This window comes from Streptomyces sp. CB03234 (assembly GCF_001905885.1).
GTDB lineage: Bacteria > Actinomycetota > Actinomycetes > Streptomycetales > Streptomycetaceae > Streptomyces.
Genome location: NZ_LIYH01000004.1, coordinates 267118 through 293394, shown reverse-complemented (window position 1 = coordinate 293394; position 26277 = coordinate 267118). Strand labels below are relative to the sequence as shown.

Here is a 26277-nt window from a genome sequence, read left to right as displayed (position 1 = left end):
CGATCAGCCGATTCCGGGAAGGGAGGAGAGGAGCAGGTCGATGAGCTTGATGCCGATGAACGGCGCGATCAGGCCGCCGAGTCCGTAGATGGCGAGGTTGCGGCGGAGCATCCGGTCGGCGCTCATCGGCCGGTACCGCACACCTCTGAGGGCCAGCGGTACGAGCGCGATGATGATCAGCGCGTTGAAGATGACGGCCGAGAGGATCGCGGACTGCGGTGAGGCGAGGCCCATGATGTTGAGCTTGTCCAGCCCGGGGTGTGCGACGGCGAACATCGCCGGGATGATCGCGAAGTACTTCGCGACGTCGTTGGCGATGGAGAACGTCGTCAAGGCGCCGCGGGTGATGAGGAGTTGCTTGCCGATCCCGACGATCTCGATGAGCTTGGTCGGGTTGGAATCGAGGTCGACCATGTTCCCGGCCTCCTTGGCGGCCGAGGTGCCGGTGTTCATCGCCACCCCCACGTCCGCCTGGGCGAGCGCCGGGGCGTCGTTCGTACCGTCGCCCGTCATCGCGACAAGCTTGCCGCCCGCCTGCTCCCGCTTGATGAGCGCCATCTTGTCCTCGGGCGTGGCCTCGGCGAGGAAGTCGTCCACCCCTGCCTCGTCCGCGATGGCCTTGGCCGTGAGCGGGTTGTCGCCCGTGATCATGACGGTCTTGATGCCCATGCGCCGCAGCTCCTCGAACCGCTCCCGCATGCCCTCCTTGACCACGTCCTTCAGGTGGATGACCCCCAGGACACGCGCGCCCTCGCCGTCCTCCACAGCCACCAGCAGCGGCGTGCCACCAGCTTTCGAAATGCGGTCCGTGAGTGCTTGCGCGTCCTCGGCGACACGTCCGCCCCGCTCCTTCACCCACGCCACGACCGAACCGGTCGCACCCTTGCGTACCTTGCGCCCGTCGACATCCACACCCGACATGCGGGTCTGAGCCGTGAAGGGCACCCACGTGGCGTGCTCCAGCTCGCCCTGGTGGCGCTCGCGCAGGCCGTACTGCCCCTTGGCGAGGACGACGACGGAACGGCCCTCGGGCGTCTCGTCGGCCAGCGACGAGAGCTGGGCCGCGTCCGCCAGTTCAGCCGCTGTCGTGCCCTCGACGGGGACGAACTCGGCGGCCTGCCGGTTGCCGAGGGTGATGGTGCCGGTCTTGTCGAGCAGCAGGGTGGAAACATCACCGGCGGCCTCGACGGCCCGCCCCGACATGGCCAGGACGTTGCGCTGGACGAGCCGGTCCATGCCCGCGATGCCGATCGCGGACAGCAGGGCGCCGATCGTCGTGGGGATCAGGCAGACGAGCAGGGCGATCAGCACGATCATCGTCTGCTTGGCGCCCGCGTAGGTCGCGAAGGGCTGGAGGGTGACAACCGCGAGCAGGAAGACGATCGTGAGCGAGGCCAGCAGGATGTTGAGGGCGATCTCGTTGGGCGTCTTCTGCCGGGCGGCACCCTCGACCAGGTTGATCATGCGGTCGATGAAGGTCTCACCCGGCTTCGTCGTGATCTTCACGACGATCCGGTCGGACAGCACCTTCGTACCGCCGGTGACGGCGGACCGGTCGCCGCCGGACTCGCGGATGACCGGCGCCGACTCGCCCGTGATGGCCGACTCGTCCACCGACGCCACGCCCTCGACGACGTCCCCGTCACCGGGGATGATGTCGCCGGCCTCGCATACGACCAGGTCACCGACGCGAAGGGCCGTGCCCGGCACCTGCTCCTCGGCCCCGCCGACGAGACGCCGTGCCACCGTGTCGGTCCTGGCCTTGCGCAGGGTGTCCGCCTGCGCCTTGCCGCGGCCCTCGGCCACCGCTTCCGCCAGGTTGGCGAAGATCGTGGTCAGCCACAGCCAGCCGGCGATGGCCCAGCCGAACCAGTCGGTCGGGTCAGTGAGGGCAACGGCCGTGGTCAGCACGGAGCCGACCAGCACCACGAACATGACGGGGGACGTGACCATCACCCGTGGGTCGAGCTTCCGCAGGGCGTCCGGGAAGGACTTCAGCAGCTGCTGGGGGTCGGACAGGCCCCCTCCGACGCGCCCGCCCTCCGGCTTGTGGCCCGTGGGCACGTCATGGTGCGGCGCCGGGGTCGCAGTGGCGGTGGGCATGGAGTCGTTGTGCTTCTCTACGTCGATGGTCATGACGCCAGTCCTTCGGCCAGCGGGCCCAGCGCGAGCGCGGGGAAGTAGGTCAGGCCGGTGATGATCACGATGGTGCCGACAAGCAACCCTGTGAACAGCGGCTTTTCGGTGCGCAGGGTCCCGGCGGTCTTCGGTACGGGGGACTGCTCGGCGAGCGAGCCGGCCAGCGCCAGCACGAACACCATCGGCACGAACCGGCCGAGCAGCATCGCCAGCCCGATGGTGGTGTTGAACCCGGGGGTGTCGGCGTTCAGGCCGGCGAAGGCGGAGCCGTTGTTGTTGGCGCCGGAGGTGTAGGCGTACAGGACCTCCGAGAAGCCGTGCGCGCCGGAGTTGGTCATCGAGCCGGGGGTGGTGTCCAGCGTCATCGCGGCGGCGGTGAAGCCGAGCACCAGCGCCGGGGTGACCAAGATGTAGCAGGCGGCGAACTTGATCTCCCGCGTCCCGATCTTCTTGCCCAGGTACTCGGGCGTACGGCCGACCATCAGGCCCGCGACGAACACCGCGATGACCGCCATGATCAGCATGCCGTACAGGCCGGAACCGACACCGCCGGGCGCGATCTCGCCCAGCATCATGCCGAGCATCGTGATCCCACCGCCCAGCCCGGTGTACGAGGAGTGGAAGGAGTCCACCGCACCGGTCGACGTGAGGGTGGTCGACACGGCGAAGATGGACGAGGCGCCGATGCCGAAGCGTGTCTCCTTGCCCTCCATCGCTCCGCCCGCGGCCTCGAACGCCGGTCCGTGGCCGTTGAACTCGGTGGCCCACATCAGCAGGACGAAGGCGATCCAGATGGCCGCCATCGTGCCGAGGATCGCGTACCCCTGCCGGATGCTGCCGACCATCCGCCCGAAGGTGCGCGTCAGCGAGAAGGGGATGAGGAGGATCAGGAAGATCTCGAAGAGGTTGGTGAAGCCGTTGGGGTTCTCGAAGGGGTGGGCGGAGTTGGCGTTGAAGTAGCCGCCGCCGTTGGTGCCCAGCTCCTTGATGACCTCTTGCGAGGCGACCGCACCGCCGTTCCATTGCTGCGTGCCGCCCAGGAACTGACCGACCTCATGGATGCCGGCGAAGTTCTGGATGGCGCCGCAGGCCACCAGGACGACCGCGCCGATGACGGCCAGGGGCAGCAGGATCCGTACGACGCCCCGGACGAGGTCCGCCCAGAAGTTGCCCAGTTCACCGGTGCGGGACCGGGCGAAGCCCCGTACGAGCGCCACCGCGACCGCCATGCCGACGGCTGCGGAGACGAAGTTCTGCACGGCCAGGCCACCGGTCTGCACGACGTGGCCCATGGCCTGCTCGCCGTAGTACGACTGCCAGTTGGTGTTCGACACGAATGACGCGGCCGTGTTGAACGCTTGGTCCGGGTCGATGGAGGCGAAGCCCAGGGAACCGGGCAGGGAGCCCTGCACGCGCTGCAGCAGGAACAGGAAGAGGACGCTCACCGCCGAGAAGGCGAGGACGCCGCGCAGGTAGGCGGGCCGGCGCATCTCGACGGTGGGGTTGGCGCCGACGGCCCGGTAGATCCACTTCTCCACCCGCAGATGCCGGTCGGAGGAGTAGACCTTGGCCATGTGGTCGCCGAGCGGACGGTATGCCAGTGCCAGCGCGGCGATCAGCGCCAGCAGTTGGAGCACACCGGCGAGGAAGGGGCTCATATCGGTGCTCAGAACCTCTCCGGCTTGACGAGGGCGAGGATCAGATAACCCAGCAGGGCGGCGGCCACGAGCAGACCGACAACGTTCTCGGCAGTCACAGCTTCGCCACCCCCTTGGCGATGAGAGCCGCCAGCGCGAACACCGCGACCGTGGTGACGACGAAGGCCACGTCGGCCATCGCGAGCTCCTGAGAGGATCGTTGAAAGGTGAAATCGGACTCCCAGAGCTAAGCGTGATTTTGAGCCGCTGCGACCGTTCTTGATGGGGTTCTGACGACCCTTGACGGCCTTCTAACGGCTCCCTTACGCAAACCCGGCCCCACCTGCGGAAGGGCGGATGTGAAGACGACGCAGCGGAGGGCAGGACGACGTCCGTCCGGGTGCTTTCCGGTCATATCGAGGGCGAAGGGCAGTGCGTGATCCTTTTCCGCAGCGTCTCGCCGCCGGGCTCATGCTGGAGCGTGGAGCGTGGACTCTTGTCCCGTGGCGGTCTCTACCGCTTTTCGATCAGAAACGAGACGCTTTGACGTCCCGTTGATGCCGGTTCCGCATTTCCTGACGGAACGTTGACGCGGCGCCCAGTACTTCCGTAAGCGTCCAAGCCGACCGAGCCGACATGGCAGTACGGTCCGGAGATGGAGCGCGGCGCGCAGCACATCGTCTGCGGAGCATCGGCGGCCACGACATCCTCAACCTGTCGGAACGGGTGGTGCGCCGGGCAGCGGCTCAGGAAGCCCGGGCCGGTTCCACGAGGTGGTCCGCCACCTGCCCGAGCGCCGCGCCGCCCGCGCCCTGGCCGAGTACGTCCTGGACGAGGTCCGTACATGTGCGGCCGCGTTCGCGGTCGTCAGCAGCAGCCGCCTTCCGCCGCGCCCGCGACCGCTTCGAGACGGCAGAAGCAGGACGCGTTGATCGGTACGTCCGCCATGGCGGACGCCAGCTTCAGTTGCTGGGCCACGATCCGCGCTTCCGCTGTCCTGCCCAGGCGCACGAGACACTCGTGGAATCCGTGCAGCGCCCATACGTTGCCGGGGTGTTGTGAAGGACGCGGCAGCGTGTCGTCGAGGCCGAGGTCGGCCCGGTAGACGGCCTCCGCCTCTTCCACGCGTCCCCGTTCGAGGAGCAGTGCGCCGTACGCGTGCCGGGTGGGCTGCATCCATCCCCACGGCTCGTCGTAGGGAAGGTTGTCGTCGAGTGCGATCGACCGCTCCAGCGCGGCGAAGGCGGCGTCGTGGTTCCCCTTGCGGTATTCCAGTTCGCCGTCGAGCATCTCCGACGCGATCGCGAGGATGTCGACGCAGGTGTTGTTGAACAGCATGCGTGACTCGGGTACGCGGGAGACGGCCTCACGGAACAGTTCGCGTTCGGTCTCCGCCTCAGGAATCCGGCCGGTCGCCGAGAAGGCGACGCCGCGGGCGTAGTGGAGCATCGCCGTCGTCGAACAGTACAGCTCCGGGTCTGCGGGCAGCGGTAGTCGCAGAATGTCGGACCAGCGGCCGAAGCGGATGAGCACGTGCATCCGCATGGCGAGGAATCCCTCCAGCCAGTCGGCCATGGGCGGACTCTGCACCCTCAGCAGGGCCTCGGGGATGGCGGCTTCGAGCTGTGCGGCGGTCTCCAGGGCGGTCGCCGACTGGCCGAGGAACATCGCACCGTAGATTTTGAAGTGGTAGTTGTGCGAGCGGTACAACGTGTAGAAGTTCATCGCGCCGGCCCGCGCGTAGTACTTCTCGTCGGCGGCGATCGCGGCGGTGTTGTCCGACACCACACGCCGGTAGTCCCCGCAGAGCACCTCCAGGTGTGTGGGCATGTGCTGCAGGTGCCCGGCGTCGGGTACGAGGCCACGGAGCCGGTCCGCGACGGGCAGGGCGGCCTCGGGGGTCGGGGACATCTCCATGAGGTGGATGTACATGTGCAGAAGGCCGGGGTGCGTCTTCCCGGACCCGGTGCCCATCGCCCGCTCGAGGACCGCCTTGGCCTCCAGCGTGCGGGAGCCTTCCGCCGGTAGCCCGGTCCGCAGGTCCCACAGCTGCCAGGGCGTGAGGTTCATCTGTGCGTCGGCATGGAGTGTGGCGACATCGAGGTCGTCGGGAGCGAGTTCGTACACGGCGCGCATGCTGTCGGCGTAAGGCTCGTTCCACACCGAACAGTCCTCGACCGCTTCCGCCTGCGGATACCGGTACCGCAACGCTTGGATCAGGGCTTGCTCGACGGGAGTGGCGCCGGCCGCCTTCTCGTGCGCGCGTTCGACGGCCGCGTGGGTGCGTTCGACCGTTCGGGCCAGGTCCTCACCGTCGAAGAACTCCCAGGGCTTGTTGTAGTTCGGACCGAGGGCGTAGGCGATGCCCCAGTAGGCCATCGCGCAGTCCGGATCCGCCGCGGCGGCGGCTTCGAAACAGGAGACGGCCTCCTCGTGGTGGAAGCCGTACGACCAGAGCAGCCCGCGGTCGAACCACGTCTGGGCGGACGGGGAGGACGTCGTCACGGGGCGGGTGTGGGTGCCGAGGTCGTAGTAGTCCATCCGTCTCTCCTCAAGGTACGGCCCGGTCGGTCAGGTGGCGTGTACGAGCCGTTCGGCCCGGCCGGACATGTGGACGCGCCGCGGCCGTCACGCACTGTCCCAACGTGGTGAAGGCCTCCGGGGACACCTGTGACCGAGGGTAGAACCGATCTCGCCCGGCCGGGAATCGCACGCGTCGGGCCCGCGTCGACCACTCGGACCAGGCGGTCGCCCGGGAACTGGAGATCTCCCCCGCCACCGCGAGCGTCCGGCGGACTCCGGTGACGGACACCGACCCGCCGGCCGCCGCGCATGCAGAGCTCGCAGCCATGTTCTCGTCCAGCCCGAGCGAGTCGATCCTGTCCCCCGTGGACCGGCCCGGTGCCGTACTCGCTCGCCAGACCGGGTGTGACCGCGGTCGCGCACCGGACCGAACTCGGGTCGTGGCTTTTCCGGGGACCACGGCCAGGCCCGGCCAGGACGGCGAAGAGGTGCCCAGCGCCGTCAGCGCGCGCCCGGCGCGAGCTGGGCCACCCGGGCCGGTAAAACCCGTGGCACGGCGAAGGACAGATGTACCACCCACGTGACCCGAGCAGCCGCGCGAGCGGCACGTGCGGCGCCGCTGACGGGAACCAGCACCACGCGGTCGGCGATCCTCACGCCCTCCACGTGGGCCAGCAGCGCCCGTATGCAGGGTTCGGGGCAGGGTGTGCGGAACCGTATCAGCACGACCAGGTCCTCGACCGTGGTGGCCGCGTCCAGCACCAGGAGGTGCGTGGTGATGACGACGTGAACCCGGCCCAGAGGTTCTGGAGCTGGGGGTGCAGGTGGGCTTCGGGCCCCTTGACGGGGAACGGGGTGAGATCCGCCGCCACTTGAGGTGGCGGATGCGATGGGCTCGCACCCGACTCGCGCCTCGGTCCGCCCGTCCCCCTTTCCTTCGCACGCGGAAAACGCGAAGTGGCGCGCGACCACCTGGTGCGCCTGCTGCGACGAGTGGTCGTCGCCCGGCCGTGCGGGGGGTGGTGGTGATGGACGTGCGAGCCGCGTTTCCCGGCGTCGCCCACTGGCGGCGGCGCCATCTCGTCATCTGCAACTGGCGGGACGGCCGGCACCCCCAGGCCGGGGGCGCCGAGCTGTACTGCGAGCAGGTGGCCCGTCAGTTGCACGAGGCGGGGGTCCGTGTCACGTACCTCACCGCCCGCTCCCCCGGCGCGCCGGGACGCGAGGAGACCCCGCACGGCACCGTGGTGCGAGGGGGCGGGCGCTACACCGTCTATCTCTTCGCGCTGCTGTGGCTGCTGCGGCACCGCCGCCGTATCGACGCCGTGATCGACTCCCAGAACGGCGTACCGTTCTTCAGCCCGCTCGTACTGCCTCCGTATCCCCGTGGTCCTGCTGATCCACCACGTCCACCAGCAGCAGTTCGCCCTGTGGTTCCCCCGTCCGCTGGCCGCCCTGGGGCGCTGGCTGGAGAACCAGGGCAGCACGCTGGTGTACGGGCGGCGGGTCGTGTGCGCCGTCTCGCCGTCGTCCCGCGCTCAGATCCGGGGGCGGCTCGGTCTGCGCGACCCCGTCCACCTGGCTGCCCCGGGCATGCCGCCCATGCCGCCCGAGGCCCGGCGCCGGGCACGCGCGCGTGCCGGGACGCCACGGATCGTGTGCGTCGGCCGGCTCGCCCGGCAGAAGTGCTGGGACCATCTGGTGCGGGCGCTGCCGTCGGTTCGGTGCGCTTTCCCCGGCCTGGAGGTGCACTTCGTCGGCGACGGGGAGACCGCCGGGAGCTCGAGCGACTCGCCGCCGCCTTGGGCGTCCACGACATGGTCGTCTTCCACGGCCGGTTGCCCGATCCCCGGCGAGACGCGCTGCTGGCCACGGCGTGGATGACCGTGACCACCGCGGCGCGCGAAGGCTGGGGCCTGTCCGTGATGGAAGCCGCGGCGGCCGGTGTCCCGGCCCTGGCCTACGACGTGCCGGGCCTGCGCGACACGGTCCACGACGGCCGCACCGGCTGGCTCCTGGGGCCCGACGAGGACCTGTCCACGGTACTCACCACCGCGCTGCGCGCTCTCGTACCGGAGGCGGAGGCGGCTGCCTGGGACGGGCGCTGCCGCGCCCGGGCCGAGTCCTTCACCTGGCCGGCCACCGCCGCCCATCTGCTCGCCGCGCTCACCGAGGAGCGGCACCGGCTGCGGTCGTCCCGTCGCGGCACGGGGGCGTCGGCCCGTGACCGACGTCTGTTCCCTCGTCACCCTGCCTTTTCCTCTCCTCCTGCGTGCCGACCTGACCGCCCTGCGCGCCACCGACCTCTGGACGTCTCCGCTCCCCGGGCGAGACTGCTGCTGCCCGGCACGGACGAGCACGACGCGAGAGCGGTCCTCGACCGTATGGGCGTCGACCCCGGTGACCGCCGCGTCCGGGTGCGCCTCGCCCGCCACCGCGACACCGTCGGCTGGCGGCAGCACCCACCCTGCTGTCCGCCTGACGCCCATCGGCCGGAGCGGGCGGAGCGCGGGTCGGCACACGCCTCCTGAGGCGGCCGCGGTCACCGCCCAGGCGTCAGGGCCCGCCCCGCCCCGCCGGCGGGGCGGCCACCCGGTGGTACAGCGCGAGTTGACGGTCGGCGACGACGTCCCAGTCGAGATGCCGCACGGTGGCGGGACCGGCGGCCCCGAGCGACCGGCAGCGGACGGGGTCGGCGGCCAGTTCCGCGAGCGCCCGGGCGTAGGCCGCCACGTCTCCCACCGGGACCCATACCCCCACCCCGTCCGTCACCAGTCGCGCAAGCAGGGCAGGTCGAAGGCGAGGACGGGCGTCGCCGCCGCGAGCGCCTCGGCGGCGACCATGCCGAAGGTCTCCGATCGGCTGGGCACGCACACCAGGCGGGCGCGGGCGAGGAGGTGGAAGCGTGCGTCCCCGTCGACGCGGCCCAGCCAGCGGAGGCGGCGTTCGATACCGAGCTGTGCGGCGAGGGCGCGGGCCGCCCGTTCGTCCGGGCAGTCCCCGGCGATCAGCAGATCGGTGGTCAGGCCGGGAGCGGCCCGCGCGTAGGCGCGCAGGAGCAGGTCGAGGCCCTTGGACTTCGTCTCCAGGCGTCCGAGGTAGACCACGTGGTCGCGTGGCTCGGCCGCGTCCGGCGGGACGAAGGCGGCCGGGGAGAGCCCGTTGGGCAGGACGGTGACGTCGGCGGCGGGGTGGCGGCTGCGCAGTTCGGCGGCGAGATGCGGCCCGACGGTGATGAGGCGGGTGTGGGAGCGCAGGCCGCGCCGCTCGACGAGGTGGAACGGCAGTCGGTAACGGTCGGTCATCTCGGCTGCCGAGAGCCACTGCACCACGCCGACGACCGGTCGGCGGGTCAGGTGCGGGACGCAGACACTGGAGAAGGGCGGTACGAAGTCCTCGACGACGAGGTCCGGATCGACGCGGCGCAGCAGCCGGGGCAGGCCGAGGGTGATGGCGGGGAAGTAGGCCATCTGGTACAGGAACCGGTGACGGGCGAGAGGGCCGAGCCGGGGCGGCAGCGGCCGGTAGCGCACACCGTCGCGGACGGTTTCGGCGCAGCCGGGCCAGGGCGCGCACACGACGGTGACCTCGATGCCGCGTGCGGCCAGCCGCCGGTCGACCTCGTGGGCGCGCAGAGCCGCGCCGCCGGCCCCCGGGCTGTGCGGGGCTTCGAATCCGAGGTGGGGGATCCGGTACGGCCCGCCGCGACGGCGCCGGGGACGGCCCACCAGGCCCGCGGCGAGCAGGCACAGGCACGCGGCGGGCAGCCACAGCGCCATGTGCGGCCGAAGCGCGGACAGCACGAGAGTGGCGGCGGTGGCGGCGGTCAGCGGTGCCGTCGCACCCGCGGCGGGGCCCAGCCCGGTGACGCGGCGCCGGGTGAGTGCCACGGACGCGACCGCGACGACGCCGGTGACGGCCGCCGTGCTCCAGGCCAGCGCCGCGGGGCGGTCGGCGGTGAGGACGGTCGCGCACGCGAGGCCCGGACAGCCGGCGAGCAGGAGCAGGACGGCGGGGCGTACGGGGAGTCCGGCGCGGAAGGCGGTGATGGTGACGGTGAGCGTGGCACCCGCGAGGCCCGCGATGCCCAGCGGGAGCAGCAACGGGGCCGAGGAGACGTAGGAAGCGGGGAGGAGGAGGGCGAGGAGGTCAGGGGGGCAGGTGACCAGGACGGCGGTCAGGGAGCCCGCGGAGACCCAGTGGGCGCGCAGCGCCTCCTGCAACGCCGTACGGCCGGCGGCGGAGGGGCCGTGGGCCGCGAGTCGGGGGAAGAGCACGGCGGCCGTGGCTGTCGCCAGGTGCAGGGGTACGCGGGCGAGGACGACGAGCGCTGGTACGGGGTGAGGGCGGCGGCGCCGTCCAGGACGGCCGTGGCCAGGACGACGTCCCCGGTCAGCAGTGCGCACAGCAGCACCTGGGTGCCCGGCACGGAGCCGGTCCGGCGCCACGGTCCGGGAGGTGGCGCCGCTCGGCGTCCCGGTCGCCCACCGAGCTCGGGGTGAGGAGGCCTCGGCCGGACTCCGGGCGTCCACGGGCGCGCGGCGGCGAGCGCGCCCAGGGTGGCGACGGCTGCGGCGGCGGCCGTGGCGCCGACCGCCCCGGCGGCTCCCCCATCCGGCGGCGACGGCGGCGAGCGCGGCACCGCAGCGCACCGCGGTCTCCGCCAGTTGCAGTACGGCCAGCCGCCCGAAGCGGCCGGTGCCCTGGAGGTAGCCGGCGCCCGCGGAGTTGCACCAGATCGCCAGGCAGGCGGCGGCCGTCGCGCCGAGCGTGCCCGGTCCGGCGTAGGGAACGACGGCCGCACCGGCCACGAGGGCGCACCCGGCCGCCAGGACGGCGGTCATGCGCATGCAGGCGTGCACGGCGGCGCGGCGCTCGGTGCTCCCGCCGGGGGTGGTCACCACCTCACCGGCCAGGACGGCGGGCACCGTCGCGGTGGACAGGACTCCGACCGTCAGGAGGATCGCCATGGCGGCGGCGTAGACGGTGTACTGCCCGGGCGGCAGCAGGCGGAAGCGGGAGGATCGACAGGCCGTAGTGGCCGACGCCGGACAACAGGGTGGAGCCGGCCCGCAGCATGGCGCCGCGTCCGGCCGACGCGGTTTCGGGGAAGGCTGGTGCGGTGGCGGTCATCCGGGACGCTCCGGAGCGGTCGTCGGCGCGTCGTTCGACGGCCGCGTGGCGGACGGGCAGGTGAGTGCCGCGGTCAGGCCGCGGACGTCATAGAGGCGCAAGGCGCCGTTGGTGGGGCCGAGTTCGCTGTGGACCGGCCGGCCTCGCGTCTCGACGGTCGCGAGGAGCCCGGGGCTGATGGCGGCGGATCCCTGCGCGATCAGCTGGGTGTCGGAGAGGAGAAGGTAGTCGGCACGGTGGCGGGCCAGGTCGCCGCGACTGCTCCAGGTGCCCTTGACGGTACGGGGGAGGAGGAGCGTCGGGGTCTCCTCGGTGACGGCGACGAGGGCGTCCGGCGGGAGGTGACGGGAGGTCCAGCCGATCATGCGCCGGTAGGCGTCGTCCTGGCGGGTGTGTACGTCGCCCCAGACGGCGGTGTCGGCGGTCAGGGCGGCGACCACGAGGAGGGTGGCACGCACGGTGGTGGACGTCGCCCGACGTTTCACGCGTCCCACACGTCTCACGACCACGACACCGACCGACCTGGTCCGCAGTCACGGCAAGCACCGTTGCAGTACGAGGTCTTGTCCGGGCGATCACGTTGGTGGCCAGCCGGTCCAGCAACCCCAAGGCCAGATGGGTCTTGGAGACTGCCCGATCCCGTCGGGGACTCCGGCCAGTCGGCGCCGCCGGTCATCACTGTCCCATTCCTCAGGCAGGAACAACTCCCACTCCAGCGGACACGATGCCGTGTCGGTGGCGGCGTGCACGCTGACCGCGACCTGGCAGTTCGCCCGCTTGCCCAGCGCCCCGCAGTACTGCCGGGCGACCCCCACCGAAACGGTGCCGCACTTGGGGAACGACACATCGTCGACGACCCACACCTCAGGCGCGATCGCTTCGCTCAATCGTTCGGCGATCCGCCGCCGCACCGGCAGCGGATCCCACGGCGACTGATTCACGAACTGCTGCAGGGCCTGCATGTTCCGGTCCGGCAAACGCTCGGCCATCGGCTGGATCGACTTGCGCCGGCCGTCCAGCATCAGACCCCGCAGATAACAGCCGCCCCACCGCCGCTGATCCCGCCGCGGAAGCGAGGCGAACACATCGGCAACGAACTCCGATGACTCACCCCGGAGTCGTTCCACCTCCCCAAGCCTCATACCCGGGAAGCTGCCCACCACCAGCCCAGATCACCCAACGTAACGAAGCACTACTAGGTCGACGCAGCAGAGGAGATGATCACGGCTGGTGCTGCACGGCTAGTGGTTGTCGCGGGCCTCGTGGTCGGGGCGGTGCAGCACCTTCCAGCTACGCCCCCCGTCCTTCGATTCGTAGACCAATTCGCCGACGTCGGCGGCCAGCAGATGCGTGGGGCTGATGGCCGTCAGCACGGTGGGCTGCGCACCTCCTGGAAGGCTGCCCCCGCGTTCCCCGGAGCGGCCGTCACGGCTGTGCAGGACCTTTCCGTCGGCTCCGAGCGCGACGAGCGCGACGCGGGCCGGGCGTTCGATCGCCGCCACGTCAGGTGCTCCCGGCGCCGGACGGAAGGCGCGGCCACCGTCTGCGCTGACCATCAGGCCGTTCGCTGTGGTGGCCCACACCTGCTCCCGCGGCGTGGCCGCTAGCGAGGGTGGTGTGGCAGGACGGCTCAGCGGACCTTCTCCATGGGGAGTCCGCAGCAGCACGTGGGGGCTTCGTCCCCGCCGTGGCCTGGAGCCGCGCCCTTGGTCACGGTGATCTCACAGCCGCAGTCGGGGTCCGGGCACCGGTACACCTCGCCTTCGACGAATGCCATGAGGCGACCTCCTTCCCGCTAGGTGCCTACGCGACGACGCTAAAACCTTCCCCCATGGGCAAAGTCAAGGCCCCTTTTATCCGGAATTGATCAGGAGGAATCCGTGTATGTCCCGCAAGCCGGCCAAGAAGACATCGGCAGACCGCCAGGCCCGGGCGGCCGCGCTGCCCGAGCAGGCTCGACGGGCCGAACGCCGACGCCGCACGCTGATCGCCCTGGCGGTGAGTGTCGTGGTGCTCGCGATCGTCGCCGCGATCACCTTCGCCCTCGTCCGGACGTCGGACGAGCCGACCAGTTCCCCGACTCCGGCCGAGACCGGCATCCCTACGGCTCCCATGAAGACCGCCTCGCGCCGTACGACAGATCCGCCCTGGAGTGCACCGAGTGACCCATCAGCCCGGGTGAGGGCGGCGGGACTGCCGATGCTCTGCGAGGAGGGCAACGTCGAGCACATCCACGCGCACCTGGACGTCCTGGTCGACGGCAAGCCGGTCGCCGTCCCGGCGAACATCGGCATCGACCAGCCAGCACAGCAGATCAGCCCGCTGCACACCCATGACGCCAATGGCGTGATCCACATCGAGTCCCCCGTCAAGGCCACCTTCTCGCTCGGCCAGTTCATGACCGAGTGGGACGTCGCCCTCACCAAGGACGCCATCGGCGGGCTCAAGGCGGGTGGCGGCAATGAGTTCCGTGCCTGCGTCAACGGCAAGGAGTACGCCGGCAACCCTGCCGCCATCGAGTTCCGGTCGCATGACGAGATCGCGCTCGTGTACGGGCCGGCCGGCCAGAAGACCGACGTACCCAGCAGTTACGACTGGCAGGAAGGCGAGTAGCTCCGCGTGTCCATGGCCGAGGCGGCGGCTCCGGTGATGGCTTAGCATGGCGCGCATGTCGCGACGCGTGCTGCTGCCACTCCGGACCTGGTCCGGGGCGCTGCTTGTGTGCGTGCTGTTCGTCTGCCTGTCCGGGCTGGCGCGTCCCGCGATGGCGATGCCGGGGCCGATGAACATGCACGTGGCTCCACACTCCGTGGCCAGTGGTCATGCGGAGCACGCAGAGCATGGTGGGCAGGCTGCGGCTCCGGCTGTGGCGGAGTCTTCTCCGGACCACGGTCCGCGTTGCCCGGCGGCCGAGGAGCAGTGCGCGGCGCCGGAGGCCACGCTCGCCCAGGACGGTCCGTCGGGACAGGCGCCCGCAGTTCCGGCGCGCTCGGCGGCATGCTCCGCCGCGCTGATGAAGGCGCAGCCCAATGCCCCGCCACCGGTGGTGGCTCCTCCTGATCTGCACTGGTTGTGCGTGTCGCGGACGTGACGGATCGCCGCCCGCGAGGTTGATGCCTTGTGGGACGCCGCGTTCCTCACGTCCGCCTCGGCATGCCCGGATATCCGTGTGCGCGTGCCGTAGTTGCAGAACAGGAGTAACGACGCATGCCGTCGTCCATCGCTTTGCTGATCACCGGTGCGAGTACCGGTCTGCTCGCCGGTGGTGCCTCGTGCGCCGCCGTTCAGGGGGGTCTGCTGGCCGGGGCTGTGACCCGCCGCCGCAGCTCCGCTCCCACCGACAAGAAGTCGGCCACCAACAAGTCCCTCAGGGCATCCGATTCGCCGCGTCCTGTGAAAGAGGCCGCCACGCCATTGGCGCCGGTCGGGGCGTTCCTGGCCGGGAAGCTGGTCTCCCACACCCTGCTCGGCGCGCTGCTGGGCGTCTTCGGTGACGCGCTGCAGCCCAGTCCTCGTACCCAGGCGGTGCTGTTGCTGGCCGCCGGGCTGCTGATGGTGCTGTTCGCGCTGGATCTGTTCGGCGTCAAGGGCGTGGGGCGGCTCGTGCCCCGGCCCCCGGCGTCGTTCGGCCGACTGATGCGGCGCAGCGCCCGGACCGACTCGGTCGCCACTCCTGCCCTGATCGGCTTCGCCACCGTACTGGTGCCCTGCGGGGTGACCCTGTCGATGGAGCTGCTCGCCATCACCTCAGGGTCGCCGGTGGCCGGGGCCGCCGTGATGGCCGGGTTCGTCTTGGGTACCGCGCCGCTCTTCGCCGCGCTCGGCTACCTCTTCCGCCGCGGCAGCCAGGTGCTGTCCGGCCGACTGGCCGTGCTCACCGGTGTGGTGGTGCTGAGCGTCGCCGTCTGGACCATGGGTTCCGCGCTGCAGGCCGGCGGCTGGGTCTCCTTCGACGCCCCGGACAAGCGGGCTGCGGCGAGTGGGCCGTTCATCGTCGAGGGCGGTGAAGGGAGCGGTTCCGTGGGTGGCGCCGGAGGTGAGGAGACCGCGGCGGCCGACGACCCCGTACGCATCGACGCATCCGGGAAGCAGATCGTGACCCTCACCGTCACGGATTTCTACGTCCCTACGCAGTTCACCGCGAAAGCCGGCGTGCCCACGACGCTCGTGCTGCGCGGCAAGGACTCGGGCGGGTGCGCCCGTGCCTTCACCATTCCCGAGCTGGGAGTGCAGGAGATCGTCAAGCGCGACGGTGACACCAAGGTCGACCTGGGCACACGTAAGCCCGGCAGGCTCCTCTTCTCCTGCGCCATGGGTATGCAGACCGGCACCATCGACTTCAAGAAGGGCGCGTAGTGAAACTGTTCAGCCGTAAGAGCAAGACCGAGACCGACGGTCCGCAGGTGGTGCTGCTCATCGAGGGCATGCACTGCAACAGCTGCGGCCTGCTCATCGATGATGAGCTGGAGGACCTGCCCGGCGTACGCTCGGCGGCCACTGACGTACGCACGGGACGCAGCGTCGTCCGCCTTGAAGAGGCTGTCGACGTGGACTCCGCGGCGCTCGTCGCGGCGGTGGAAGCGGCCGGGGACTACACGGCACGCGTCGCCGACTGACTCGTACGCGTATGTGTTCATGATGAACGGCCCGGCCGGGCGTGTTCCTGGCCGGGCCGTCCGTCATTTTCAGAGGTCTACCACGAGGGTCGGGCTGTGGGCCCTGGAGACGCACGGGCAGATGACGTCGCGACGGTTCCGGTCGCCGTCGGCCAGGCGGCTCCTGGCCTGGTCGCGGCCAGGGTGGCAGCCAGTTCGGGCAGTCCGTGCGTGTCCTCGGGTACGAGACGGACCCTGTCGCGGCCGAGGACGAGGAGTTCGTCGACGAAGGCCATGGCGTTGCGGGACCGGCCGCCGTAGAGCACCTGCCACTCCCTTCCGGCCGCCGCCACCGCGCGGATCATGGGCAACAGGGGCGTGATGCCGATGCCGCCCGCGATGAACAGGTACTGGTCGGCCAGTACGAGCGGAAGCGTGTTGCGCGGGCGGCTCACGGAGATCCGCTGGCCCGTCCGCAGGCTGTGCACCTCCGCCGATCCGCCCCGCCCCTCCGGCACGTCCAGCACGCCGATGCGGTATGTCTCCCGGTCCGCCGGATTCCCGCACAGGGAGTACGGACGGATCCGCCCGGACGGCAACGGCGAAGGCGCTGGTGTGGACGTAGCGCCACCACCGCACCGGGATACGGTGCTCGAGCAGGGACGCTGCCTGGATCGCCACGAGGAGCTGGAATGCGATCACGCCCCAGGCGACGGCCGCGGGCCGGTGGCCGGAGGTGAAGGGGGCCAGCAGCTCCACAAGACCGAAGTCCACCCAGGTGTCGGCGACCAGCGCGAGCAGATGCGCCGTCAGGAAGACCAGTGCCAGGCCCAAAAGGAAACGGTACCGGTCGTAGAGGCGTCCCGGGGCGGCCCGAGGGCCCGGCACTGTGCGCCGTCCCGTCTTCCATCACGAGCAGGCCGGCGACGCCATGGGCCCCAACAGCGCCTGCCCGGCGTGCAGTCCGGCGATCAGAGCGGCCTTGGCCAGTACCTCCGGAACAGCGCGCCTCGCCGGCCACGACGGTGACGGTGGCCACCTCGCTGTCGGTCGGGGTGCCGCTGACGGGGTCGATGAGGTGGTGAGAGGGACAGCCACGCCAGGTCCGTTCCGGGGTTGGCCTCTTCCTCCACCACAACCACCCGGCACCGGCGCCTGGTGCGGAACCTGCCGATCGGCGCAGCCCGGTGCGGGGCCTGAATCGTCGGCGTACGGGATTTCCTGCGGGAGTTCGGCGAAGCTGCGGGTGTATCCGGCGGTTTCCAGCGCGGGCAGCACGGTCGGGTCGAAGAGGCCGCCGGTCACCTCCCAGGCCCGTACGGCCCGTCGCAGGAGCGCGACTGTCGGCGGGGAGAGCTGGACCCAGCGGCCCGACTGCGAGGCGTTGAGACGGCACAGTTCGCTGTCGGCGCGGAACCGGGACCACAGCGACTCCATCTGTTCCAGACGGGCGCGTGCCCGAGTCAGGAGTTCCGGATCACCGGCCACCAGGAGGTGGCCGGTACTGCCCATCACCGGAAACCGTGCCTCGGTGGCCTCAGCTTCCACGGCTGCGTGTCAGGGGCGGGGACGGCGTCGCCTGAGGTGGCGCCGGGTTCGCCGCACGTGAAGCGCTGGATGCGTCCTTGGCACCGCACCCGCTGTCGCTGCTGCGGGTCACAGGAGGAGACGGGGTCGCCTGGTCCGGTGCTGGGGTCGCGGGAGCCGGCGCGGAGGACGTGCACGTACTCGCCGTGGGCGCGGGCGTGGCCGGGGACGGCTGGGCGCCCGAGATCAGTCCCGCCGTCAGGAGGGTGGCACCGGCCAGGCTCGCGGCGGCAACGGTTACCCGCACCGCCGTACACCGGTCCCCGTCCGCGGCATCCGCGAGGTCGGCCACGGTCACATCCCGCCCACGTCCATGCCGCCCATCATCCCCATGCCGCCCATGCCGTTCTGCTGTGTGCCGCCCGGCGCAGGAGTGGCGGGGGACGGCGAAGGCATGCCGCTGTTGCCGGGCGCGGGGGTGGCCGGCATCGAGGGCATGCTCATGCCGTTGTCCATGCCCCCGTTCGGCGATCCGTTGCCGCGCGCCGGGCTGGGCATGCCGCCCTGCGGCGGGGTCGAGGTGCCAGGTGCTGACGAGGAGGACGGAGTCGGCGAGGCGCTGTTGGAGGCAGCGGGCTTGTCGGGCCCGCCGCCGGCCACTGCGGCGGTGGCGACGACGGACGTGACGCCGACCGTCACGACCGCCGCGGCGATGGCAAGGGCCAGTGCGGTGCTTGATGACAGTGGCCATGGGGCGTCCTTACGTTTCTGCGGGGCTGTACGGGTACGAGGACTCAGCGGCGGTTGGCAGACTGGAAGCGGCGCAGCCGCAGACTGTTGGTGACGACGAAGACCGAGGAACTGGCCATGGCTGCCCCAGCGATGAGCGGGTTGAGCAGGCCGAGCGCGGCCAAGGGCAGGGCGGCGACGTTGTAGGCGAAGGCCCAGAAGAGGTTGCCCTTGATGGTGGTCAAGGTCTTGCGGGTGAGGCGGATCGCGTCTGCGGCGGCGCGCAAGTCGCCCTTCACCAGGGTGAGGTCGGCGGCGGCGATCGCCGCGTCGGTGCCGGTGCCCATCGCGAGCCCGAGGTCGGCCTGGGCCAGGGCGGCCGCGTCGTTGACGCCGTCGCCGACCATCGCCACGACCTTGCCGTGCTCCTGGAGCCGCTTGATCTCGGCGACCTTGTCCTCGGGGTGGACCTCGGCAATGACGGTGTCGATGCCGACCTCGGCCGCGACGTGTTCAGCGGCGGCCGTGTTGTCCCCGGTCAACAACACTGGAGTCAGGCCCAGTGCCTTGAACTGGACGACCGCCTCGGAGCTGGTCGGCTTGACGGTGTCGGCGATGACGAGGGCAGCCCGCACCTTCTCGTCCCACGCGGCGAAGACGACCGTACGCCCAGCGCGCTCGGCCTTCTGCTGGGCGCTGGTCAGTGCCCTCGGAATCTCCAGATTCCGCTGGTCAGCGATCCAGCTCGCGTGCCCGGCGACCACCGGGCTTCCGTCGACGGTGCCGACCACGCCTCGACCCGCGTGGTTCGCGAAGCCGGTGACAGGCGCGAGATCCCCCGTCTCCTCCACTGCGGCGGCCGCGATCGCCTTGGCGATCGGATGCTCACTGGCGTGCTCCACCGCGCCCGCCCGGCGCAGAACCTCTTCACGGTCCTCCCCGTCGACGAGGACCACATCGACCAGGCGCATCCGGCCCTCGGTGACGGTGCCGGTCTTGTCCAGCACGACCGTGTCGATGCGGCGGGTGGACTCCAGCACCTCCGGCCCGCGTATCAGAAGGCCGAGCTGGGCGCCGCGGCCCGTGCCGACCATGAGCGCGGTCGGTGTGGCCAGGCCGAGCGCGCAGGGGCACGCGATGATGAGCACCGCCATGGCCGCGGTCAGCGCGACGGCTGCCGGGTAGCCGAGTACCAGCCACCCGAGGAGCGTCTCGACGGCCAGCAGGATGACGATGGGTACGAAGATCGCCGATATCCGGTCGGCCAGCCGCTGTACCTGGGCCTTTCCGGTCTGAGCCTCTTCCACCAGGCGGGCGATCTGTGCGAGCTTGGTGGCCGTCCCGACCCGGGTGGCACGTACGACGAGTCGTCCTCCAGCGTTGACGGTGGCGCCGGTGACGCCGTCATCGGGACCGACCTCGACGGGCAGTGACTCGCCGGTCAGCAGCGACTCGTCCACCGCCGAGGCACCCTCGACCACCACCCCGTCGGTGGCGATCTTCTCCCCGGGCCGCACCACGAACTCGTCCCCGACCGCCAGCTGCTCGATCGGCACCCGCACCTCGCGCCCCTCACGCAGCACGGTGACATCCTTGGCGCCCAGGTTCATCAGGGCGCGGATCGCTTCCCCGGCACGGCGGCGGGCGCGTGCCTCGAAGTAGCGCCCGGCCAGGATGAAGGCTGTCAGCGCAGCGGCTACCTCCAGGTAGATCTCGGCCGACCCCGCGTGCTCGCCGGAGCGGGGCAGGAGAGTGAAGGCCATACGCATCCCGGGCTCCCCCGCGCCACCGAGGAACAGCGCGTACACACTCCACACCCACGCCGCCAGCACGCCCAGCGACACCAGGGTGTCCATGGTCATCGCACGGTGCCGCAGGTTCAGCAGGGCAGCGCGGTGGAAGGGCCACGCACCCCACAGCGCCACCGGAGAGGCGAGCGCGAAGGCCAGCCACTGCCAGAACCGGAACTGGGCGGCGGGCACCATCGACAGCACCACCACCGGGACCGTGAGCACCGCCGAGGCCATCAGCCGATCCCGCAGCGCCCGCACATGGCGTTCCTCCTCCCCGGCCGGCCCCTCACCGCCGCCGGCCGCGTCCGTGCTCTCGGCGGAGGCCGGCGGGGCGGGGAGGCTGGCTCCGTACCCCGTGCCCTTGACCACATCGATCAGGTCCTGCGGCGACACGTCCTCCGCATGCGCCACTCGGGCGCTGGCGGTGGCGAAGTTCACCGACGCGTTCACGCCCGTCAGCTTGTTCAGCTTCCGCTCGATCCGGGCCGCACAGGAGGCGCAGGTCATGCCGGTGATGGCCAGGTCGACGGTACGGCTCAGCTCCGACTCACCCGTCGGTCCGCCAATGACCCCGGCGGGCGTCGGGGTGGTCTTCGTCGGAGCCTTGTCGGTCGGCTGGGTCGTCATGGTCGAGACGCTAAAACCTTGCCCCTAGGGAAAGGTCAAGCGCACACTGGCAGCACACCCGAAATGTGAGGAAGCAAAGCCCATGCTGACCGTTGGCCGTGTCGCCAAGCAGACCGGACTGAGCCCGAAAGCGGTGCGCCTGTACGAGGCGAATGGGCTCATCGACCCGCCGGAGCGTACCCCGGCCGGATATCGCACCTACGCCGAGAACACCCTGCCTGAGCTGCACTTCATCCGCCAAGCCCAGACGCTTGGCCTCAGCCTGAAGGAGATCAAGCGCATCCTGGACCTGCAGCGCCAGGGGCAACAGCCCTGCGAGCTGGTCACCAGCCTCCTCGATGAGCACCTCACGGAGATCGACCGGCGCATCGCCGACCTGCAAGCGCTGCGGGAGACGCTGCAGACCGCCCGCGACCGGGCAGATCAGGCCGCCGGACGGGGTGAGGCAGGCGTGATCTGCCACATCATCGAGTCCGCCCCCTCCCCATCGGCTTGACCTTTCCCCCAGGGCAGGGTTCTCACGTCGCAAGGGACAGCGGATTCGACCCGCCGCCGCAGGACAAACCATGGGGCGAGTGGCTCCATAGCCTGCCCGGCCGCCGCGCCACCCACTGCGCACCTCGCAGGAACCTCACATGAACGTACGCACCCTCGCTCTCCCCGTCGCCGCAGCGCTCCTCGCCACAGGACTGGCCGCCTGCACCGCCGACTCCGGCTCCAGCTCCGAGCCCGGCTCCGACTCGGCGCAAGCCACCGTGAGCCACGTCCACGGCCTCGGCGTCGATCCGTCGGACGGACGGCTGTACGTCGCTACTCACGAGGGACTCTTCACACCCGACCGCGAGGGCCGCCCTCAGCGCGTAGGGGACAGCCAGGACGACTTCATGGGATTCACGGTGGCCGGGCCGAAGACCTTCCTGGCCAGCGGTCACCCGGCCACCGACGACGAGCCGTCCCACCGCGGCCTGATCGAGAGCACGAACGCCGGGAAGACGTGGAAGACGCGGTCTCTGGAGGGCCAGGCCGACTTCCACGTCCTCGACTTCGCACACAACACGATCTACGGCTACGACAGCGTCAGCGGCACGCTGCGGGTCAGCAAGGACGGCACCATCTGGGACGACCGGGCCGGCCTGCAGATGCTGGACTTCGCCGTCAGCCCTGACAACGCCAATACGGTGCTGGCCACCACACAGGACGGCATCGCCACGAGCGCCGATGGCGGGGAGACCTTCCGCCCAGGCACCGAGCCGGTAATGGCCTTTCTTTCCTGGCCCAAGACGGATGGCCTGTACGGAGTCGATCCGGGCGGCGAGCTGAACCGCAGCACCGACGGCGGCACCACCTGGAAGCCCACTGGCGACGTCCCCGGCGGAGAACCGCAGGCACTCACCGCCGTCGACTCGAGCCACGTCATCGTCGCCACGCAGGACGGCATCTACGAGACGCGGGACGCGGGCAAGACCTTCACCAAGCTCCTTACGGTTTCGAGCTCAGGCCACTGACACCGCGCGTGCGGCGATGTGCGCACTTCCTTGGAAGCAGACGCGTCCGCTCCTGGGCAGTGCCTTGGATGGACTGACGTCCCGTGCCACCACGGCCCGCCACCGCGGCCCGCCGCAAACGGCTCTTCCTGGGAGGAATTCGGGGAGTATCGACGGCGCTGGGGAGCGCGTGGAGAGAAGCGACCACGTAACGCAGCGCAGGGGTACCGTCGCACGAGCCAGCGCCGATACGTCTCTCATGGCGGCCCCGCGCACACCCGACCCCAGAACTATGGTGTCCCACCACATACGCCTGTGACCTGCGCGTTCCTACGGTGTGGCGACACGCAAACGTACCCGTCACACGCCAGGAAGTGGTGCCGATGTCCTCCCCCGCGACCGCTCCACCAGCACCGTCCAGCCTCAAGCGCATCGTCGCCGCGAGCCTCATCGGCACGACCATCGAGTGGTACGACTTCTTTCTGTACGGTTCTGCCGCCGCGCTCGTCTTCAACAAGCTCTTCTTTCCCGACTCCGACCCCCTCGTGGGCACGCTGCTGTCCTTCCTGACGTACGCCGTCGGGTTCGCCGCGCGGCCGCTCGGGGCGTTGGTGTTCGGGCATTACGGGGACCGGCTCGGGCGGAAGAAGTTGCTCGTGCTCAGTCTGTTGTTGATGGGCGGGGCGACTTTTGCCATTGGGCTGTTGCCCACGCATGCCACGATCGGGACGGCGGCGCCCGTGCTGCTGACCGTGTTGCGGTTGGTGCAGGGCTTTGCGCTCGGGGGTGAGTGGGGCGGGGCCGTGCTGCTGGTGTCGGAGCACGGGGATGCGCGGAGGCGCGGCTTCTGGGCGTCGTGGCCGCAAACCGGGGCGCCGGCCGGGCAGTTGCTGGCGACCGGGGTGTTGTCCGCGCTCACCGCGCTGCTGTCGGACGCGGCCTTCACATCGTGGGGGTGGCGCATCCCGTTCCTGCTGTCCGGGGTGCTGGTGATCGTCGGCTTGTGGATCCGTCTCTCCGTCGATGAATCGCCCGTCTTCAAGGCCGCGTTGGCCCAGGCCGAGGCGCGCAAGGCGGAAACCGCGCAGGTGGAGAAGATGCCGCTGGTCGCCGTGTTGCGGCACCACTGGCGCGACGTCCTGATCGCGATGGGCGCGCGGATGGCCGAGAACATCAGCTACTACGTCATCACCGCGTTCATCCTGGTGTACGCGACGACGTCGACCGGGCTCAGCAAGCAGACCGCGCTCAACGCCGTACTCATCGCCTCCGCCGTGCACTTCGCGGTCATCCCCGCGTGGGGCGCCCTGTCGGACCGTATCGGGCGGCGGCCGGTCTATCTGATCGGGGCGGTCGGGGTCGGGGCCTGGATGTTCCCGTTCTTCGCGCTCATCGACTCCAGGAGCTTCGGCAGTCTGCTGCTCGCCGTGACCGTCGGGCTGGTCCTCCACGGGGCGATGTACGCGCCGCAGGCGGCGTTCTTCTCCGAGATGTTCGCGACCAGGATGCGCTATTCGGGCGCCTCCATCGGCGCCCAGTTCTCCTCGGTGGCGGCCGGCGCCCCGGCGCCGCTGATCGCGACCGCGCTGCTGGCCGACTACGGCACCTCGACACCGATCTCCCTGTACGTCATCGCCGCGGCGCTGCTCACCGTGGTCGCGATCGCGTGTGCCCGGGAGACCCGCAACCGCGATCTGGCCGATGTGGCCGAGGACCGGGAGAGGGTCGTGGTGGGGCGCTGAGCCTGTCGGCCCCGGAACGGCCGGTCGCCCCCGCGGGGGGGGGCGGCCGGCCGTTTCAGCGTACGACCGCCGCGGACATCGCGTGCAGCCGCAGCGCGAGCTGGATCTCCAGGGCCCGGGGCGGGGACTGCCAGTCGGGGCCGAGGAGCCGGCCTATGCGTTCCAGGCGCTGCGCCACTGTGTTGACGTGGACGTGCAGTTCGTCCTTCGTACGGACCGGGCTCATCCCGCTCGCGAAGTACGCGTCGAGCGTGCGGACCAGGTCGGTGCCACGGCTCCGGTCGTACGCGGCGACCTCGCCGATCGTGCGGGTGACGAAGCCGGTGATGTCCCGCGTGTCGGCGAGCAGCAGGCCCAGGAACCCCAGGTCCGAGGCGGCCGCGCCCTCGCCGGGGCGGCCGAGCAGGCGCAGGGCGTCCAGGCAGCGGCGGGCCTCGGCGTACGCCGGGGCTATGGCGCCCGGCCGGGCGGCGGGCGCGTCGACCGGCGAGGAGGCCCCGACGGTGACCGGTTCGCGCAGGGTGCCACCGAGGTGCTTGGCGGTCTGGCGGGCCAGCTCGGCCGCGGTGTCACCCGGCCCCAGTGGGAGCAGCAGCACGGTGCCGCCGTCGCGGGCGGAGGCGAGGCCGTGGCGGGTGGCCGCCAGGTGCGAGGCCGCCGACCAGAGGCGCTGCCGGTCGGCGCTCTCCCGCTCGCCGCCGTCCCGCTCGCCACCGTCCCGGTGGGCGTCCCGCCGCTGGGCGTCTTGCCGGTGGGCGTCCTGTCGGTAGGCGTCTTGGCGGTGAGCGCCCTCCCGGTTCAGGCCCTCGCGGTGGGTGCCCTCCCGGTTCGGGCCCTCGCGGTGGGTGCCCTGGTGGTGGGTGCCCTGGTGGTGGGTGCCCTGCCGGTGCTCGCCCGGGCCGTGCGTCCCTTCCCGGTGCGCCCCCTCCCGGTGGGCTCCCTCCCGGTGGGCCTGCCGGGACATTCCCTCCCTGTGCGGGCCCTCCCGGTGCGGCGGGCCCTGGCGGTCCGTCGTGTCAGGGGCCGGGCGGTCGATGCGGGCGGCCAGCACCACGTGCGGGGCGTCGAAGTCGGCGCTGAGGCGGGCGGCGCGCTCCCTCAGCAGCCGCCGGTCCCGCTCGGGCGCGTCCAGAAGGTCGTCCAGCAGCTCCCCCCGTACCCGCTGTTCCGCCTCCCCGGCGGAGCGGCGCGCGAGCAGCAGCAGGGAGGTGACCATCGCGGCCCGCTCCATGGTGCGCTGGTCGACCGGGTCCAGGTCCGGGTGGCCGCGCAGCACGAGCGCCCCGAGGGCCTCGCCGCCCGCCGACACGGCCGCCACCCACTCGTCGCCGCGCCGCGTAGCGTGGCCGTCGACGCACTCGGCGGGGAGCGGCCCCTCGGTGAACTCCACCGACCCGTCCAGGACTTCCGAGAGGGCCGCCGCCACGTCGTGGACCCCGCCGCCGCGCAGGACCAGCTCGGTGAGCCGGTCGTGCACCTCGGAGGCCCGCTCGATGACGCCGCTGTGGGCGCGGATGATGCCGTTGGCCCGCTCCAGCTCGGCCAGCGCCGACCTGGTCTCGGCCAGCAGGTTGGCGGTGTCGATGGCGACGGCCGCGTGCGCGGCGAACGAGCCGAGCAGCGCGACCTGTTCGCGTTCGAAGATGCGGGCGCGCCGGTCGGCGGCGAAGAGCACACCGATCACCTGGCTGCCGAGCATCAGCGGCACACCCAGGATCGCCACCAGGCCCTCGTCCCGTACGCCGGAGTCGATGGCGCGCGTGTGCCGGAACCGCTCGTCGTCGAAGTAGCTTTCCGTCACATACGGTCGGGCCGTCTGGGCGACGAGGCCGCCGAGCCCCTCCCCCATGCCCAGGCGCAGCTGCTGGAAGCGCGCGGACACCGAGCCCTCGGTGACCCGCATGTAGGTGTCGCCCGCGGCCGGGTCGTTGAGGCTCAGATAGGCGACCTCGGTGCCCAGCAGTGAGCGCGCGCGTTGCACGATCGCGCGCAGCACCGCGTCGAGGTCGCGCAGCCCGGCGAGGTCGTGCGCGGTCTCGAAGAGCGCGGAAAGCTCGGCCTCGCGGCGTCGGCGGCCCTCCAGCTCGGCGCGGACGCGCAGCGCGAGCTGCTTGGCGTGTTCGAGCGCGGCGAGCACGTCGGGGCCGGCGCCGCTCGCCCGGGCGAGCAGCACGGGCCGGTCGTACGCCTCGACGGCCGCCCCACGCGCCAGAAGTCCCAGGTAGGCGGCCGGGTCGGCGCTGGGCTCCGGCTCACGGAGCGGTTCTTCGGACATGGTCACAGGGATACCTGTCGTACGGGTGGTCGCACCAGCCCTGTGGACAACTCGCGGCGGGCCTCGCGGCGTG

At 71.1% G+C, this 26277-nt stretch carries 24 protein-coding genes and 1 pseudogene; 9 read left to right on the top strand and 16 right to left on the bottom strand.

Annotation, left to right across the window (positions count from 1 at the left end):
- Nucleotides 1-3 precede the first annotated feature (3 nt).
- From kdpB to AMK26_RS18445, 5 genes are all read right to left on the bottom strand, one after another.
- Nucleotides 4-2136: a potassium-transporting ATPase subunit KdpB gene (gene kdpB / locus AMK26_RS18465; protein WP_073755794.1), complete on the bottom strand. Its 2133-nt coding sequence runs from the start codon at nt 2134-2136 to the stop codon at nt 4-6.
- Nucleotides 2133-3797, bottom strand: coding sequence for a potassium-transporting ATPase subunit KdpA (gene kdpA / locus AMK26_RS18460; protein WP_073755793.1), 1665 nt, complete (start codon nt 3795-3797; stop codon nt 2133-2135). The genes kdpB and kdpA overlap by 4 nt, the downstream gene beginning before the upstream one ends.
- Before the next feature lie 8 nt (nt 3798-3805).
- Entirely contained in the window at nt 3806-3895 is a 90-nt protein-coding gene (kdpF, locus tag AMK26_RS18455; protein ID WP_073755792.1) for a K(+)-transporting ATPase subunit F, read from the bottom strand.
- Between the two features lie 748 nt (nt 3896-4643).
- Nucleotides 4644-6317 carry a tetratricopeptide repeat protein gene (locus AMK26_RS18450; protein WP_073755791.1) on the bottom strand — a complete coding sequence of 558 codons (1674 nt, stop codon included), beginning with the start codon at nt 6315-6317 and terminating at the stop codon, nt 4644-4646.
- Between the two features lie 483 nt (nt 6318-6800).
- Nucleotides 6801-7061 (bottom strand): hypothetical protein, encoded by a 261-nt coding sequence (locus tag AMK26_RS18445; protein WP_073755790.1) that lies wholly within the window; start codon nt 7059-7061, stop codon nt 6801-6803.
- 624 nt (nt 7062-7685) lie between these two features.
- On the opposite strand from AMK26_RS18445, the gene AMK26_RS37805 reads away from it, so the two are divergent.
- Together AMK26_RS37805 and AMK26_RS37800 are read left to right on the top strand one after the other, a co-directional pair.
- Nucleotides 7686-8183: a hypothetical protein gene (locus tag AMK26_RS37805; protein WP_158071129.1), complete on the top strand. Its 498-nt coding sequence runs from the start codon at nt 7686-7688 to the stop codon at nt 8181-8183.
- Nucleotides 8117-8830, top strand: a complete 714-nt coding sequence (locus AMK26_RS37800) for a glycosyltransferase (RefSeq protein WP_241837956.1) — start codon at nt 8117-8119, stop codon at nt 8828-8830. The genes AMK26_RS37805 and AMK26_RS37800 overlap by 67 nt, the downstream gene beginning before the upstream one ends.
- 25 nt (nt 8831-8855) lie before the next feature.
- Here the strand turns inward: AMK26_RS37800 and AMK26_RS37005 are convergent, their stop codons facing one another.
- The 6 genes and pseudogenes from AMK26_RS37005 to AMK26_RS37315 all read right to left on the bottom strand — a co-directional run bounded on the left by AMK26_RS37005 (nt 8856) and on the right by AMK26_RS37315 (nt 13209).
- Nucleotides 8856-9032, bottom strand: a complete 177-nt coding sequence (locus AMK26_RS37005) for a glycosyltransferase (protein WP_158071127.1) — start codon at nt 9030-9032, stop codon at nt 8856-8858.
- A gap of 35 nt (nt 9033-9067) precedes the next feature.
- Nucleotides 9068-11269 (bottom strand): glycosyltransferase family 4 protein, encoded by a 2202-nt coding sequence (locus AMK26_RS18435; RefSeq protein ID WP_073755788.1) that lies wholly within the window; start codon nt 11267-11269, stop codon nt 9068-9070.
- Between the two features lie 159 nt (nt 11270-11428).
- Nucleotides 11429-11917 (bottom strand): hypothetical protein, encoded by a 489-nt coding sequence (locus AMK26_RS18430; RefSeq protein WP_073755787.1) that lies wholly within the window; start codon nt 11915-11917, stop codon nt 11429-11431.
- A gap of 100 nt (nt 11918-12017) precedes the next feature.
- Nucleotides 12018-12574 (bottom strand): annotated as a pseudogene (locus AMK26_RS18425) (IS701 family transposase); the annotation flags it as partial.
- 99 nt (nt 12575-12673) lie between these two features.
- On the bottom strand, nt 12674-12934 hold the full coding sequence (locus tag AMK26_RS18420) for a hypothetical protein (protein WP_073755786.1): 261 nt from the start codon (nt 12932-12934) through the stop codon (nt 12674-12676).
- 128 nt (nt 12935-13062) lie between these two features.
- Nucleotides 13063-13209, bottom strand: a complete 147-nt coding sequence (locus AMK26_RS37315) for a hypothetical protein (protein WP_198944102.1) — start codon at nt 13207-13209, stop codon at nt 13063-13065.
- Between the two features lie 107 nt (nt 13210-13316).
- Between AMK26_RS37315 and AMK26_RS18415 the strand changes: the two genes are divergently transcribed.
- The 4 genes from AMK26_RS18415 (at nt 13317) to AMK26_RS18405 (ending at nt 16048) form a co-directional block, all read left to right on the top strand.
- A complete protein-coding gene (locus AMK26_RS18415; protein WP_079277659.1) occupies nt 13317-14045 on the top strand; it encodes a hypothetical protein in 729 nt (242 codons plus the stop codon).
- Nucleotides 14046-14100: 55 nt separating this feature from the next.
- On the top strand, nt 14101-14523 hold the full coding sequence (locus tag AMK26_RS36690) for a hypothetical protein (protein ID WP_143608545.1): 423 nt from the start codon (nt 14101-14103) through the stop codon (nt 14521-14523).
- Nucleotides 14524-14639: 116 nt separating this feature from the next.
- Nucleotides 14640-15788 (top strand): urease accessory protein UreH domain-containing protein, encoded by a 1149-nt coding sequence (locus AMK26_RS18410; protein WP_073755785.1) that lies wholly within the window; start codon nt 14640-14642, stop codon nt 15786-15788.
- A complete protein-coding gene (locus AMK26_RS18405) occupies nt 15788-16048 on the top strand; it encodes a cation transporter (RefSeq protein ID WP_241837955.1) in 261 nt (86 codons plus the stop codon). Before AMK26_RS18410 ends, AMK26_RS18405 begins: the two co-directional genes overlap by 1 nt.
- A 77-nt stretch (nt 16049-16125) precedes the next feature.
- Here the strand turns inward: AMK26_RS18405 and AMK26_RS18400 are convergent, their stop codons facing one another.
- The 4 genes from AMK26_RS18400 to AMK26_RS18390 all read right to left on the bottom strand — a co-directional run bounded on the left by AMK26_RS18400 (nt 16126) and on the right by AMK26_RS18390 (nt 20703).
- The gene (locus AMK26_RS18400) at nt 16126-16554 is read right to left on the bottom strand and encodes a hypothetical protein (RefSeq protein WP_198944101.1); all 429 of its coding nucleotides are present in this window, start codon (nt 16552-16554) and stop codon (nt 16126-16128) included.
- A gap of 382 nt (nt 16555-16936) precedes the next feature.
- Entirely contained in the window at nt 16937-17539 is a 603-nt protein-coding gene (locus AMK26_RS38700) for an FAD:protein FMN transferase (RefSeq protein ID WP_073755783.1), read from the bottom strand.
- A gap of 369 nt (nt 17540-17908) precedes the next feature.
- Complete coding sequence (locus AMK26_RS36685) at nt 17909-18253, bottom strand: hypothetical protein (RefSeq protein ID WP_143608543.1); 345 nt, start codon at nt 18251-18253, stop codon at nt 17909-17911.
- Nucleotides 18254-18348: 95 nt separating this feature from the next.
- Nucleotides 18349-20703 carry a heavy metal translocating P-type ATPase gene (locus tag AMK26_RS18390; protein WP_079277658.1) on the bottom strand — a complete coding sequence of 785 codons (2355 nt, stop codon included), beginning with the start codon at nt 20701-20703 and terminating at the stop codon, nt 18349-18351.
- An 82-nt stretch (nt 20704-20785) separates the two neighbouring features.
- Here AMK26_RS18390 and AMK26_RS18385 point away from each other — a divergent pair, with 82 nt between their 5' ends.
- The 3 genes from AMK26_RS18385 (at nt 20786) to AMK26_RS18375 (ending at nt 23929) form a co-directional block, all read left to right on the top strand.
- Entirely contained in the window at nt 20786-21199 is a 414-nt protein-coding gene (locus AMK26_RS18385) for a heavy metal-responsive transcriptional regulator (protein WP_073755782.1), read from the top strand.
- A gap of 139 nt (nt 21200-21338) precedes the next feature.
- Entirely contained in the window at nt 21339-22208 is an 870-nt protein-coding gene (locus AMK26_RS18380; protein WP_073755781.1) for a F510_1955 family glycosylhydrolase, read from the top strand.
- Nucleotides 22209-22570: 362 nt separating this feature from the next.
- Entirely contained in the window at nt 22571-23929 is a 1359-nt protein-coding gene (locus AMK26_RS18375; RefSeq protein ID WP_073755780.1) for an MFS transporter, read from the top strand.
- 55 nt (nt 23930-23984) lie between these two features.
- Here AMK26_RS18375 and AMK26_RS37790 read toward each other — a convergent pair whose 3' ends face one another.
- Entirely contained in the window at nt 23985-26204 is a 2220-nt protein-coding gene (locus AMK26_RS37790) for a GAF domain-containing protein (protein ID WP_241837954.1), read from the bottom strand.
- Between the last annotated feature and the right edge of the window lie 73 nt (nt 26205-26277).

Coding starts and splice junctions, on each gene's coding strand:
- AMK26_RS18390 (WP_079277658.1), bottom strand. CDS start 20,703: ATGACGACCCAGCCGACCGACAAGGCTCCGACGAAGACCACCCCGACG.
- kdpB (WP_073755794.1), bottom strand. CDS start 2,136: ATGACCATCGACGTAGAGAAGCACAACGACTCCATGCCCACCGCCACT.
- AMK26_RS38700 (WP_073755783.1), bottom strand. CDS start 17,539: ATGGGCAGTACCGGCCACCTCCTGGTGGCCGGTGATCCGGAACTCCTG.
- AMK26_RS18385 (WP_073755782.1), top strand. CDS start 20,786: ATGCTGACCGTTGGCCGTGTCGCCAAGCAGACCGGACTGAGCCCGAAA.
- AMK26_RS18415 (WP_079277659.1), top strand. CDS start 13,317: ATGTCCCGCAAGCCGGCCAAGAAGACATCGGCAGACCGCCAGGCCCGG.
- AMK26_RS18375 (WP_073755780.1), top strand. CDS start 22,571: ATGTCCTCCCCCGCGACCGCTCCACCAGCACCGTCCAGCCTCAAGCGC.
- AMK26_RS37790 (WP_241837954.1), bottom strand. CDS start 26,204: ATGTCCGAAGAACCGCTCCGTGAGCCGGAGCCCAGCGCCGACCCGGCC.
- AMK26_RS37315 (WP_198944102.1), bottom strand. CDS start 13,209: ATGGCATTCGTCGAAGGCGAGGTGTACCGGTGCCCGGACCCCGACTGC.
- AMK26_RS18450 (WP_073755791.1), bottom strand. CDS start 6,317: ATGGACTACTACGACCTCGGCACCCACACCCGCCCCGTGACGACGTCC.
- AMK26_RS37800 (WP_241837956.1), top strand. CDS start 8,117: ATGGTCGTCTTCCACGGCCGGTTGCCCGATCCCCGGCGAGACGCGCTG.
- AMK26_RS18435 (WP_073755788.1), bottom strand. CDS start 11,269: ATGGCGATCCTCCTGACGGTCGGAGTCCTGTCCACCGCGACGGTGCCC.
- AMK26_RS36690 (WP_143608545.1), top strand. CDS start 14,101: ATGTCGCGACGCGTGCTGCTGCCACTCCGGACCTGGTCCGGGGCGCTG.
- AMK26_RS18380 (WP_073755781.1), top strand. CDS start 21,339: ATGAACGTACGCACCCTCGCTCTCCCCGTCGCCGCAGCGCTCCTCGCC.
- AMK26_RS18410 (WP_073755785.1), top strand. CDS start 14,640: ATGCCGTCGTCCATCGCTTTGCTGATCACCGGTGCGAGTACCGGTCTG.
- kdpA (WP_073755793.1), bottom strand. CDS start 3,797: ATGAGCCCCTTCCTCGCCGGTGTGCTCCAACTGCTGGCGCTGATCGCC.